The organism is Pseudomonas marginalis, assembly GCF_001645105.1.
Taxonomy (GTDB): Bacteria; Pseudomonadota; Gammaproteobacteria; order Pseudomonadales; family Pseudomonadaceae; genus Aquipseudomonas; species Aquipseudomonas petroselini.
On sequence record NZ_LKEG01000062.1, the window covers coordinates 46,805 to 59,217 of the forward strand.

General features: G+C 60.5%; 14 protein-coding genes and 1 pseudogene. 8 read left to right on the forward strand and 7 right to left on the reverse strand.

What is annotated here, in order from left to right; translation table 11 throughout:
* The first annotated feature begins 61 nt into the window (after positions 1–61).
* Positions 62–1,129, forward strand: coding sequence for an AI-2E family transporter (locus tag AO064_RS29480; protein ID WP_064055473.1), 1,068 nt, complete (start codon positions 62–64; stop codon positions 1,127–1,129).
* A 3-nt stretch (positions 1,130–1,132) separates the two neighbouring features.
* Here the strand turns inward: AO064_RS29480 and AO064_RS31425 are convergent, their stop codons facing one another.
* The 3 genes from AO064_RS31425 to AO064_RS29495 all read right to left on the reverse strand — a co-directional run bounded on the left by AO064_RS31425 (position 1,133) and on the right by AO064_RS29495 (position 2,190).
* On the reverse strand, positions 1,133–1,315 hold the full coding sequence (locus AO064_RS31425) for a hypothetical protein (RefSeq protein WP_012723371.1): 183 nt from the start codon (positions 1,313–1,315) through the stop codon (positions 1,133–1,135).
* 91 nt (positions 1,316–1,406) lie between these two features.
* Positions 1,407–1,601 carry a hypothetical protein gene (locus tag AO064_RS29490; RefSeq protein ID WP_010211349.1) on the reverse strand — a complete coding sequence of 65 codons (195 nt, stop codon included), beginning with the start codon at positions 1,599–1,601 and terminating at the stop codon, positions 1,407–1,409.
* Between the two features lie 235 nt (positions 1,602–1,836).
* Positions 1,837–2,190 carry a hypothetical protein gene (locus AO064_RS29495; RefSeq protein ID WP_012723373.1) on the reverse strand — a complete coding sequence of 118 codons (354 nt, stop codon included), beginning with the start codon at positions 2,188–2,190 and terminating at the stop codon, positions 1,837–1,839.
* Positions 2,191–2,346: 156 nt separating this feature from the next.
* Between AO064_RS29495 and AO064_RS29500 the strand changes: the two genes are divergently transcribed.
* Positions 2,347–3,165 carry a shikimate 5-dehydrogenase gene (locus AO064_RS29500; protein ID WP_064055474.1) on the forward strand — a complete coding sequence of 273 codons (819 nt, stop codon included), beginning with the start codon at positions 2,347–2,349 and terminating at the stop codon, positions 3,163–3,165.
* A gap of 57 nt (positions 3,166–3,222) precedes the next feature.
* On the opposite strand, the gene AO064_RS29505 is transcribed toward AO064_RS29500, so the two are convergent.
* The gene (locus AO064_RS29505; RefSeq protein WP_012723375.1) at positions 3,223–3,876 is read right to left on the reverse strand and encodes a YceH family protein; all 654 of its coding nucleotides are present in this window, start codon (positions 3,874–3,876) and stop codon (positions 3,223–3,225) included.
* 116 nt (positions 3,877–3,992) lie between these two features.
* Here AO064_RS29505 and AO064_RS29510 point away from each other — a divergent pair, with 116 nt between their 5' ends.
* Complete coding sequence (locus AO064_RS29510) at positions 3,993–4,502, forward strand: DUF1993 domain-containing protein (RefSeq protein WP_010211342.1); 510 nt, start codon at positions 3,993–3,995, stop codon at positions 4,500–4,502.
* A 70-nt stretch (positions 4,503–4,572) separates the two neighbouring features.
* On the opposite strand, the gene sstT is transcribed toward AO064_RS29510, so the two are convergent.
* Positions 4,573–5,793 carry a serine/threonine transporter SstT gene (gene sstT / locus AO064_RS29515; protein ID WP_064055475.1) on the reverse strand — a complete coding sequence of 407 codons (1,221 nt, stop codon included), beginning with the start codon at positions 5,791–5,793 and terminating at the stop codon, positions 4,573–4,575.
* A gap of 228 nt (positions 5,794–6,021) precedes the next feature.
* On the opposite strand from sstT, the pseudogene AO064_RS29520 reads away from it, so the two are divergent.
* Positions 6,022–7,173: pseudogene (locus AO064_RS29520) on the forward strand (MFS transporter); the annotation flags it as partial.
* A gap of 131 nt (positions 7,174–7,304) precedes the next feature.
* Here AO064_RS29520 and nhaR read toward each other — a convergent pair.
* Positions 7,305–8,207 carry a transcriptional activator NhaR gene (gene nhaR, locus AO064_RS30535; RefSeq protein ID WP_012723380.1) on the reverse strand — a complete coding sequence of 301 codons (903 nt, stop codon included), beginning with the start codon at positions 8,205–8,207 and terminating at the stop codon, positions 7,305–7,307.
* Positions 8,208–8,341: 134 nt separating this feature from the next.
* On the opposite strand from nhaR, the gene AO064_RS29530 reads away from it, so the two are divergent.
* Both AO064_RS29530 and AO064_RS29535 read left to right on the forward strand, forming a co-directional pair.
* A complete protein-coding gene (locus tag AO064_RS29530; protein WP_012723381.1) occupies positions 8,342–8,593 on the forward strand; it encodes a hypothetical protein in 252 nt (83 codons plus the stop codon).
* A gap of 28 nt (positions 8,594–8,621) precedes the next feature.
* Entirely contained in the window at positions 8,622–9,371 is a 750-nt protein-coding gene (locus tag AO064_RS29535) for a TerC family protein (RefSeq protein ID WP_064055477.1), read from the forward strand.
* Positions 9,372–9,901: 530 nt separating this feature from the next.
* Here the strand turns inward: AO064_RS29535 and AO064_RS29540 are convergent.
* Complete coding sequence (locus AO064_RS29540; protein WP_064055478.1) at positions 9,902–10,603, reverse strand: hypothetical protein; 702 nt, start codon at positions 10,601–10,603, stop codon at positions 9,902–9,904.
* 248 nt (positions 10,604–10,851) lie between these two features.
* Between AO064_RS29540 and AO064_RS29545 the strand changes: the two genes are divergently transcribed.
* A complete protein-coding gene (locus AO064_RS29545; protein WP_012723384.1) occupies positions 10,852–11,550 on the forward strand; it encodes a glutathione S-transferase N-terminal domain-containing protein in 699 nt (232 codons plus the stop codon).
* 3 nt (positions 11,551–11,553) lie between these two features.
* Entirely contained in the window at positions 11,554–12,396 is an 843-nt protein-coding gene (locus tag AO064_RS29550; RefSeq protein ID WP_064055479.1) for a PhzF family phenazine biosynthesis protein, read from the forward strand.
* Positions 12,397–12,413 lie beyond the last annotated feature (17 nt).

Genomic DNA, 12,413 nt, shown 5'->3' on the forward strand with positions numbered 1-12,413 from the left:
TCGCTGCGGACTAAGCAACGGGGCCTACACGGGGCTGCTGCTTTTCTGACATGGATCGGACATGAATCAAACCAACCTGCAATTCAAAACCCTGCTGTTGCTCCTGGGCCTGGTGACCATCGCCTTCATCTGGATATTGCTGCCGTTCTACGGCGCAGTGTTCTGGGCGGTGATTCTCGGCATCATCTTTGCCCCGATGCAGCGTCGCCTGCAGCAGCGCTTTGGCTGGAACCGCAACCTCACCTCCCTGGCGACCTTGAGTGCCTGCCTGATCATCGCGATCCTGCCGGTGATCATCACCAGTGCCTTGCTGGTGCAAGAGGGCGCGACGCTTTATAAAAATGTGGAAAGCGGCAAGCTGGACGTGGCGGGGTATATCGAGCAGTTCAAGAACGTGCTGCCGCCGTACTTCCAGCACCTGCTCGACCGCTTTGGCATGGGTAACCTGGAAGGCTTGCGCGAGAAAATCGTCAAGAGCGCAATGCAAGGCAGCCAGTTCTTTGCGACCCAGGCGTTCAGCTTCGGCCAGGGCACGTTTGATTTCCTGGTGAGCTTTTTCATCATGCTGTATCTGCTGTTCTTCCTGCTGCGCGATGGCCCTGAGCTGGTGCGCAAGGTGCGCACGGCGGTGCCGTTGGCCGAGCCGCAGAAGCGCCGGTTGCAACTCAAGTTCAATCGGGTGGTGCGTGCCACGGTCAAGGGCAATGTGCTGGTGGCCGTGACCCAGGGCGCGCTGGGCGGGTTGATCTTCTGGTTCCTGGATATCCCCAGTGCGTTGCTCTGGGCGGTGCTGATGGCGTTTTTGTCGTTGCTGCCGGCGGTGGGCGCCGGGATTGTGTGGGGGCCGGTGGCCGCTTACTTCCTGTTGAGCGGTTCGATCTGGCAGGGCGTCGTGCTGGCGCTGTTTGGCGTGTTTGTGATCGGCCTGGTGGACAACGTGCTGCGCCCGATCCTGGTGGGCAAGGACACCAAGATGCCGGACTACCTGATCCTGATCTCGACCCTGGGCGGTCTGTCGGTGTTTGGCTTGAACGGCTTTGTCATCGGGCCGCTGGTGGCGGCGCTGTTCATGTCCAGTTGGGCGTTGTTTGTGGAAAGCAAGCCGCGAGTCAAATTGCCATTACCGTAAACCTCAAGCATGCAGCCTGAAGGTCGAGGCTTGTTGCAGCTGTTTTTCGGCTGCCGACAAGGACGTGAGCGGGCCGCTGATGGCCTCGCCATCGCGAACTACGTACCAGCATGCGAGCAAACCCAGCTCCCGAAGTGGGGCGGGGACGGCGCTGCCGATGACGGACATGATCTGAACAGTGGGCATAAGGACCTCCAATCGCTATGGGGGTCACCTTACGGGGCTGGGCGGCCGAGGAAAAATCACCTGGCTCGATAGTCGACATCGACGCGAGGCGTCAGTCCACGACCTGGTCGAGCATGTTCACCACTTCCTGCTCGCTGAGCAGGCCTTTGCGCACCAGGTTTTCCGCCAGCAGCGCGAGGAACTTGGCGCTGCGGTGGCCTTCCAGGTGCTTGAGCTCGGTGAGGGCGCTGTAGACCTTGCTGGATGTACAAAGGCCGGCGGTGCGGTGTGGGTTTTGCGTGGGCATGGTCAGTCGTCCTTGTTGTTATTGAGTGGACAGAATCGATAGTGGAAGTATGTCGTGACATAAACATGACAGCGCGAGGCCCGTTCGGGCAAGTAGACATTGATGTCGATGATGTGCGAATACGCGCCTGGCATTGTCCTCGGAACGACCTTGGCGCGATAAATCCAGACTTACCAGACAAAATCCAGGCAAAAAAAGGCCCCGCAACCTGCGAGGCCTGTTTCAGATCAGTCGATTACCAGCCGCGGCCGTAGTAGCCGTGGGGAGGGCCGTAGTAGCCACGCGGTGGGCCGTAATAAACCGGCGCCGGACGGTAGTAAACCTGTTGTTGCACATACACCGGTGGCGGCGGTGCGTAATAGACCGGCGGCGGAGCGGCATACACCGGCTGCGGTTGCACATACACCGGCTGCTGCACATAGACCTCACGCGGCTGGCTGGCAACCACGGAGCCCACGACTGCGGCGCCGACTAAAGCACCCAATACGGCCGGGCCACCCCAACCACCACCGTGGGCGGAGGCTTGGCCTGCCATAGCGAGTGCGCCAACAAGCAAGGCGATCTTGGGGATTGTACGAATCATGGTCATTCCTCGGTTAGCCCCTGCGCTTGTGGTCTGTAATCAATAGACTCAAGTAATGTCGCGGGGATACTTTTAAGACAACGTATTTCTGAAAAACAGCACAGCCGCTAGGTAAAGGTTGTGTAAGGTCTGTACCGATTTGCTTACTCAAAGGAGTTACCCATGCAGATGCACCCCAACAAGGACACTCGGCTGTGCATGTCACTGTCGGCGCGCCCTGGTAATTTCGGCCTGCGTTTTCATAACCATCTGTACGAACAGCTGGGTCTGAACTTCTACTATAAAGCCTTCAGCAGCCAGGATTTGCCCGGCGCGATCGGTGGTATCCGGGCGCTGGGCGTACGCGGCTGCGGGGTGTCCATGCCGTTCAAGGAGGCCGCCATTGCCTTAGTGGACGAACTCGACGATTCGGTTCAAGCCATCGATTCCCTGAACACCATCGTCAACACCGACGGGCACCTCAAGGCCTACAACACCGACTACATCGCCATCGAGCAGTTGCTGAAAAAGCACGCGGTGCCGAAGGACTCCACGTTTGCCCTGCATGGCAGCGGTGGCATGGCCAAGGCCGTGGCCAGTGCCTTGCGCGACGGTGGTTACGCCAATGGCGTCATCGTCGCGCGCAACGAGACGGCGGGCCGGGCGTTGGCAAAGCATTTGGGTTATGAGTGGCAAGCCGAACTGGGGGACTTGCGCCCGCAGATGCTGATCAACGTCACGCCCATCGGCATGACCGGCGGGCCCGAGGCGCAGGCGTTGGCATTCGAGGCGAATGCTATCGACGCGGCCGACACCCTTTTCGATGTCGTGGCGATCCCCTCCGAAACGCCGCTGATCGTGCGCGGGCGCGCCAAGGGCAAGCGAGTGATCACTGGGTTGGAAGTGATAGCAATCCAGGCGTTGGAGCAGTTTGTGCTCTACACCGGGGTGCGACCGACGCAGGAGCAGTTCGAAAAAGCCGTGGCATTCGCCCGAACCTAAAGAGTACTGAAAATCAACTGTGGGAGGGGGCTGGCCCCTTCCCACATTTTTTCCGCGTTACAGCGGCTCCAATTTGGCCAACCGCTCTTCCAGCAGTGCAATCCGCGCTTCCAGTTCTTCGATGCGCTCCACAGACACGCCACTGCCAGCCCCGCGCTCCACCGGACTCCCGCGTGCCGCGATAATCACCTCGATATCCGCCGGGTCCCCCAGCGCATGGGTATAACGATCTTCCCGCTGCCCCGCCTGACGCGGCACCAGTAACGCCAGCCCCCGTGCAATCAGGCGCTCCAGTTGGTGCACCACCTGCTCGGCATCTTCGAAGTCGTGCATGCGTCCGCTGCGGGTCAGCAATTCATTGACGGTCTGCGGCCCGCGCAAAAACAGCAGCCCGGTCAGGATCACCTGGGCCGGCACCAGTTCCAGCGCCTTGTCCACGCGATGCTCCCAGCGGTCGGCACGGCTGCCCATGACCAAGCGGGTAAAGCCTTGGCCTTCGAGCACACGCAGGCTCTGGCCGACCTGGCCCTGGCTGAGGTTCATCACCGGCTCGCGGCTGGTTTTCTGGTTGCAGGCCAGCACCAGGGCGTTGAGGGTCAAGGGGTAGGTTTCCGGGTTGGTTGCCTGTTTTTCGATCAGGCAGCCCAGGATGCGGATTTCCGTGCTGTTGAGGCGCGGCTCAGGCGTGTCGGTGTCGTGCTCGGCGGTCATCGCGCTTTCCCTATGCTGTGAAGGTCCTTAGCCTAATCCCGAAAAAATAAAAGACAAGCGGCGAGCATGTCTATAATCGCCGCTGGTTCAAACCGTGCCATAACCATGAGACTGCCATGACTATTTCCCTGTACGCCGCCTCCATCCCGGTCTTCAAGCAAATGCTCACCGCCCTGAGCGGCGTGTTGACCAAGGCCGAAGCCCACGCCACCGCCAAGAACATCGAGCCGAACGCCTTGCTGCAAGCGCGCCTGTTCCCGGACATGTTCCAACTGGTGCGCCAGGTGCAGATCGCCGTCGACTTCGCCAAGGGCGTTTCCGCACGCCTGGCCGAGATCGAAGTGCCGAAATATGAAGACACCGAAGTTACCTTCGCCGACCTGCAGGCGCTGATCGCCAAGGTGCTGGCGTTTGTCGATACCATCAAGCCAGAGCAGATCGACGGCAAGGAAGGCATCGAGATCATCACCCGTCCCGGCACGCCGAAAGAGAAGCGCTTCAGCGGCCAGTCCTACCTGCTGACCTACGGCCTGCCGCAGTTCTTCTTCCACGTCACCACGGCTTACGCCTTGCTGCGCCATAACGGTGTGGAAGTGGGCAAGCGCGATTACATGGGCGCTTTCTAAGCATCCAGTCACAAAAAAGCCCGGGGTCGTTCTTCAGTGAACGACCCCGGGCTTTTTTTTCGCCTGGCGTTTAAGCCGGTTGTTCTTCCTTGCCCAGGCAAGCAGCCGCGGTGAACAACACGTCAGTCGACGAATTGAGCGCGGTTTCCGCCGAATCCTGCAGCACGCCGATGATGAAACCGACAGCCACCACCTGCATGGCAATCTCGCTGGGGATGCCAAACAGGCTGCACGCCAGCGGAATCAGTAGCAGCGAACCGCCGGCCACGCCGGAAGCGCCGCAGGCGCAGATGGCCGCGACCACGCTGAGCAGCACGGCAGTCGGCAGGTCGACGGCAATGCCCAAGGTGTGCACGGCCGCCAGGGTCAGCACGGTGATGGTGATCGCGGCACCGGCCATGTTGATGGTGGCGCCGAGCGGGATCGATACCGAGTAGGTGTCTTCATGCAAGCCCAGGCGTTTGCTCAACGCCAGGTTGACCGGGATGTTCGCCGCCGAACTGCGGGTGAAGAACGCGGTGATCCCGCTTTCGCGCAGGCACATCAGCACCAGTGGGTAGGGGTTGCGGCGCAGCTTCCAGAACACGATGGCCGGGTTGATCACCAGTGCCACGAACAGCATGCAGCCGATCAGCACCAGCAGCAGGTGGGCGTAGCCGAGCAGGGCGTCGAAACCGGAGGTGGCCAGGGTCGATGCCACCAGGCCGAAAATGCCCAGCGGCGCAAAGCGGATCACCACGCGCACGATCAGTGTGACGCCGTTGGACAGGTCGTCGAGCACCGTGCGGGTGGTTTCGCCCGCATGGCGAATGGCAACCCCCATACCGATGGCCCAGGCCAGGATGCCGATAAAGTTGGCATTCATCAGCGCGCTGACCGGGTTGTCCACCACGCTCAGCAGCAGGCTTTGCAGCACTTCACCAATGCCGCCCGGCGCGCTGACGGCCGCGTCATGGGCCGCGAGCACCAACGATGAGGGAAACCACATGCTCGCGATCACCGCGACCACGGCCGCGGCGAAGGTGCCCAGCAAGTACAGGAACAGGATCGGCTTGATGTGGGTTTCCTGGCCGTGCTTATGGTTGGCGATCGACGCCATCACCAGCACAAACACCAGGATCGGTGCCACGGCCTTGAGCGCCGCGACGAAGACCTTGCCGATAAACCCGCTGGCCTTGGCCGCCTCGGGCAACAGCAAGGCCAACAGGATACCGGCGATCAAGCCAATGACGATTTGCGTGACCAGGCTGACACGCGCGAGTCGATGCAGGAGGGAAGGGGCAGAAGTCATAAACACTTGTCTCTAGTTTTTGGAGGCACAGCGGCACAGGCAGAAAGGGCTGTAGGACGCGGATCGCGAAGTCTAGCATGCTGTAGGAAAAGTCCTTGGTGGTGCGGCATCGCGTCACCCAGGTGCCCAAGCTCTCGCAAAATCCTGTTAAGATTGCGTCCTCTCATTTTTCCTATCCTTCAGCGAGCCCTCAGGGCTGTCGTTGATGTCGTCGTTTCTGGAGTTTTCATGTTGTTTCCCATCCTGCTGCTGTCGGCCGCCGGCTTTACCGTGCTGACCACAGAATTCGTCATCGTCGGCCTGCTGCCGTCCATCGCCCGTGACTTGAACGTCAGTGTGTCCCAGGCCGGGCTGCTGGTGACGTTGTTCGCGTTTACCGTGGCGGCCTTTGGTCCGTTTCTCACGGCGTACTGCGCGCGCTTCCCACGCAAGCGGCTGTTTATCAGCATCCTGATCATGTTTGGCGTGGCCAATACGGTGGCGGCGCTGGCACCGAATATCTGGGTCATGGCGCTGGCGCGGTTGATTCCGGCGTTGGGCTTACCGGTGTTCTGGGCCTTGGCCAGTGAAACCGCAGTGGACATCGTCGGCCCTGAATACGCTGGGCGCGCCATCGAAAAGATCGGTTTCGGTATCGTTTGCGCCACGGTGTTCGGCATTCCGGTGGGCACGCTGATTTCCGATATGTTCGGCTGGCGCAGCGCGTTTGCCATCCTTGCGATCGTGGCGGTGGCCAAGGCCTTGCTGCTGTTTATCTACCTGCCGGTGACCCAACCCAAGAACGATCAAGTGACGTTGCGCTCGCAGTTCAAGATCCTGCGCAATCCGTTGATGCAGGGTCATATCCTGCTGTCGATCCTGGTGTTCAGTGGCATGTTCACGGCGTACACCTACCTGGCCGATATCCTTGAACGCCTGGCTGGTTTCGACGGCACGTTGGTGGGCTGGTGCTTGATGGGCTTTGGTGCAGTCGGGTTGATCGGCAATTCTTTGGGCGGGCGCGCGGTGGACCGCCATCCGTTGATTGCGTCCATGGTGTTCTGCGGCTTTATGATCGCCGGCATGGTCGCGCTGGTGCCGGCGATTCACTCCACCGTCGGCCTGGCGGCGGCGATGGCCGTGTGGGGCGTGACCCAGGCGGCGATGTTCCTGGTCAGCCATGTGCGCTTGATGAAGGCCGCGCCCCACGCGCCGGCGTTTGCCGCGTCACTGAATATCGCCGGGGCTAACCTGGGGATCGGCCTGGGCGCGATGGTCGGTGGCCATGTGATCGACACCCTCGGCCTGGGCAGCCTGGGCTTTGCCGCGTCCGGGTTTATCTTGGTGTCGATCCTGCTCGCCTTGTGGCTGATGACCGCGAAATCGATGTCGATCTGTGCCTGGTTCAGGTGGGCGCGGGCTTGTTGTGGTGAGCAGGCTTGCCGTGCGCTGGGCTGCGAAGCAGCCCCTTGGGTCGGCGGTGAACCCGTCGGGGGACAAGCCCCACTCACTGCAGCACGCCCACATTATGCTCAGGGCAGGGTGGTAAACAGCTCCCGTCGAGCGCCCTCGGTAATCGCCACGATGCCAGGGTGCTTGACCTTGCGCTCCACCGAGATCGCGTAGAACGACTCGGTCACGGCCACGGTCTGGCCAATCAACGCCACGCCGTACTGGCGCACCACTTCATCGGCAATCACGCTGGGGGCGATAAAGATCCCACTGCCGGATTGACCGAATGCCTGCATCAACGCGCTGTCATCGAACTCGCCGATGATCTTCGGTTGAATCTGCTGCTCGGCAAACCAACGCTGCAAACGGCTGCGCACGACGGTTTCCGCACCCGGAATTAACAGCGGTGCGCCGTGCAGGCACTGTGGGAAATCACCACCGTATGCGTCAGCCAGCGCCTGGGTGGCGAAAAAGCTGATGCCACATTCGCCCAACTTCTGGCTGTAGCCCTTGATGTCCAGATGGGTGGGCATAGGGCTGTCGGAAATCACCAGGTCCAGGCGCTGGATCGCCAGATCGGCTAGCAGGCGTTCGAGTTTGTCCTCGCGGCAGGTGATACGGATCGGCTCACTCAATTCCATGGTCGGCGCGATCAGCCGGTAGACGATGGACTTGGGCACCACGTCCGCCACGCCGACACGGAACAGGATCTGCTGCTCATCGGGTTGTGCGCGCAGCAGGGCCTCCAGTTCGTTGCCGGTCTGGAACATCTGCTCGGCATAGGGCAGGGCCCGGCGCCCGGCTTCGGTCAGTTCAAGCTGGCGCCCGACACGCTGAAACAGCGCGATACCAAAGGTCTGCTCGAGCAGGCTGATCTGCCCGCTGATCGTCTGGGGCGTGAGGTTGAGTTGCTCACAGGCGCGCACGATGCTGCCGGTCTTGGCCACCACCCAAAAGTAGTGCAGTTGTCGGTAATTGAGCATGACGGCCATCACTTCGTAAAAACCGAAGTATACGCGAGAAAAATACGAATTTTCCTGAACTGTTCATCTGCATAGAATGCCTCGCTATCGCGGGGCCACTATTTGGACCCAATGGTTCTAACGAGGAAGACATCATGAAACTCAATTCCCTGGGCACGGCAGCGCTGCTTGCGCTTTCATTGGTGGTGATCAGCGGTTGCGATCAGGTCGAGAAAAGTGCGCAGCAGGTGCTGGGCAAAGCCACCGAGTCGGCCAAGCAAGCGATCGATGACACCCACAAGGCCGCCGAGCAGGCGTTGAGTGAAGCGACAAACGGCCTGATCACGCCACAAAAAAAGGATGATCAGGAAGAAAACGAGTCTGAATCGAACAGCAAAGAAGCCTAACTTCCCCGTACAACGTCAGGACTGACCTATGGATTACCTTTTACAACTGGCTGCCAGCCCCACTGCCTGGGTTGCCCTGGCCACCTTGATCGTCATGGAAATCGTGCTGGGCATCGATAACCTGATCTTTATCTCGATCCTCACCAACAAATTGCCGGAGAAGCATCGGGCCAAGGCGCGCCGTATCGGTATCAGCATGGCGTTGATATTGCGCCTGGGCCTGTTGAGCACCATCGCGTTCATCGTGCAACTGACCACGCCGGTGTTCGAAGTGTTCGGCCAAGGCTTCTCGTGGAAAGACATGATCCTGATCGCCGGTGGCTTGTTCCTGGTGTGGAAGGCGACCACCGAGATCCATCACAGCATGGACCCGGAGCCCGAAGAGAAGGCCAGCGTCGGCAATACGGTCGCCATCGGTTTCGCCGCCGCCATCGGGCAGATCCTGTTGCTCGACCTAGTGTTCTCCATCGACAGCATCATCACCGCCGTGGGCATGACCGAGCACTTGCCGATCATGATCATTGCCGTAGTGACCTCGGTGATCGTGATGCTGGTGGCGGCTGAGCCGTTGGCCAAGTTCATCAACGACAACCCGACCGTCGTGATGCTTGCCCTGGGCTTCCTGATCATGATCGGCATGACCCTGATCGCCGAAGGCTTCGGTGCCCATGTGCCTAAAGGCTACGTGTATGCGGCCATGGCGTTCTCCGCAGCGATTGAATGCTTGAACATTGCCCGGCGTAACCGCCACAAGCGTTTGCTCGCTGCCCGGCAATAACAGCAGAAACAGACGGCTCGCTACGCTACCCACGATGCGAAGCGAGCCGCTCTTGATCCTGATCTTGATCTCGCTTTTGATCTCAGGCGCCCCATCAAACACGCTGGCCGGAATTCGACAGGGATTTGGGGGGTAAACCGGCAGGGATGCCGGTTNCGCGTGGCGGCGGCCCCCCAAATTCCTGTCGGATTACGGGCACACCGAGCGTGAGCGAGGTGCCGAGTGTTGGGGCAAGAGCGTTTTGCTTACTTTTGCGCTCTTCANTGGTCGTCTGCCAGGCCGCCAGCGGGAGCAAGCTCCCTCGCCACAGGTCCAGCGCCATACCCAGGGTGGTGTAGATACCGAGGCCCCGATGGCGCTGAATCANGAATCGACTGACACACCGCTATCGGGAGCAAGCCCCCTCCCACATTTGAATCGCGGTCTAACCGTTAGATGGCGCTCGGCTGTCAGGCCGCCACGGGAGCAAGCTCCCTCGCCACAGATCCAGGAATACCTAAGCTCCCAGAAGCCCAGCCGGCCCTTTGCCGTCAGGATTCCGCGCTGACCTGCGTAGGGTCCGGGCAGCTCTGATCGCCGTTGTTCAAGCCTTGCTTGTAGTTGCGGCTCAGCAGCGAGGCCTTGCCGTTGTGCCACGTCAGCGTCAACACATACAGCGTGTCGTAGTCGCTGCCGGACCAGTCGTGGGTGATGGTGTGTTTTTCCCCCGACGCTTCACTGGCCACCTTGTTGATCAACTCCGGCAGGTAGCCGTGGGACCAGGCGGTGTAGATGATGGAGTTGTGGTATTTGTCCTCGACCAGTTCGTCGGCGAGGGCGCTGGTGTCATTCGCGGAAAACTTGATGTTCACCGGCAGGCCCAACTTGATGGCGCTGGGGCTGATGGTCATCAGGGGCCGAATATAGCTGTAGGAATTGTCTAGCTCGCCTTCCTCGACATTCCGTGTCGGGTTGGCCGCAAAGACGAAATTGGCTTTGCCGAATTTTTCCGGGAGCACCGTGGCCAGGTTCATCGCACGGTTGAGGCCCTGGCAATTGAGTTGGCCCAGGCCACCGACGGGTTTTTCGCCGTGGCGCAGGAAAACCAGGGTTTGTACGCCATCCACCGGTTCGGCGCTGCTGATGCGCGATTCCAGGGTCAGGCCGACAGCGCCGCCTGCCAGCAGCAGCGGTAACATAATGTATGAATATCGTTTCAGGCGCAGCGCAAGGCACAGAGGCTTGATTGTCATGAGTGTCGAGTCTTCAGTGCATCGGATTAAGGCGGACAAGCCCGGCCCAGTACGCATCCAGCGTCCTGCGGTGTTCCCTGTCGATGTAGCGAGGTGCCTCCATTCACCGGACGAGCGCACTTGAGAGTGCCCATAGGCGTATTGGTTCGCCTGCGAGGGATAATAGCCAGCCGATGTTGCGCATTGATGACCCATGCAGGACACCGTGCGGATGATTATGATGGGGCTTTCTGCCCAGGGACTTCCCAATGAACCCGCTTGCCGCTTTCCCGATCAACAGCAAATGGCCGGCTCAACATCCCGAGCGTTTGCAGCTGTACTCGCTGCCCACGCCCAACGGGGTGAAAGTGTCGATCATGCTCGAAGAACTGGGCCTGCCCTATGAGGCGCATAAAGTCAGCTTCGAGACGCAGGACCAGTTGTCTCCCGAGTTCCTGTCCCTGAACCCCAACAACAAAATCCCCGCCATCATTGACCCCAATGGCCCCAGCGGCCAGCCGCTGGCACTGTTCGAGTCCGGTGCGATCCTGATCTACCTGGCGGAGAAAACCAGCCAACTGCTTTCCGAAGACCCGGCCACCCGCTATGAAACCATCCAGTGGCTGATGTTCCAGATGGGCGGTATCGGCCCGATGTTCGGCCAACTGGGGTTCTTCAACAAATTTGCCGGCAAGGCCTACGAAGACAAGCGCCCTCGCGACCGCTACGCCGCTGAGTCCCGCCGCCTGCTGGACGTCCTGGAAAAACGCCTGCTGGGCCGCACTTGGATCATGGGCGACGCCTACAGCATCGCCGATATCGCCACCTTTCCGTGGGTTCGCAACCTGATCGGCTTCTATGAATCCGGCGACCTGGTGGGCATTGCCGACTTCCCCAATGTACTGCGCGCGCTGGACGGTTTTGTAGCGCGGCCAGCCGTGATCCGTGGCCTTAATATTCCGAGTTGAAACATGCAGACTTTCGATTTCAAACAGCTGGACGTATTCAGCCGCGTGTCGCTCAAAGGCAACCCGCTGGCGGTGGTGTTCGATGCTGACAGCCTGTCCGACCAGCAGATGGCGGATTTTGCCAACTGGACCAACCTCAGCGAAACCACGTTCCTGCTGACCCCCCGCGACCCCAGGGCTGACTATCGGGTGCGAATTTTCACCACCCTGCAGGAACTGCCCTTCGCCGGGCACCCGACGCTCGGCAGTTGCCACGCGTGGCTGCAGGCAGGCGGTATTCCACGCGGCGAGGAGATCATCCAGGAGTGCGAAATCGGCCTGGTGCGTATCCGTCGCCAGGGCGATGAACTGGCGTTTATCGCACCGCCATTATTGCGTTCCGGGCGGGTCGAGGCCGCCGTGATAGAGCGCGTGCGTCAGGCGCTGCACTTGGCGCCCGACGCCATTGTGCGCAGCCAGTGGGTCGATAATGGCGCGGGCTGGCTGGCGGTGATGTTGGCCGATCGAAACCAGGTGCTGGACCTGCAACCGGATTACTCGCAACTGCTCGGTTTGGCGGTGGGCGTGATTGCGCCGTGTGACCCCGCTCGCGACGATGTGGACGCGCAGTTCGAAGTGCGTGCCTTTATCGCAGGCGATGGCGCGCAGGAAGACCCGGCCACCGGCAGCTTGAACGCCGGGCTGGCCCAATGGTTGCTCAGCGAGGGCCTGGCGCCCGAGCGCTATGTGGTCAGCCAGGGCACGGCCATAGGACGGGCGGGGCGGATTCACGTTGAGCGCCAGGGCGATGAAATCTGGGTCGGTGGCGCGGTTGCGGTGTGCATCGAAGGGCATGTACGGCTCTAGATCAATAAATTGTTACG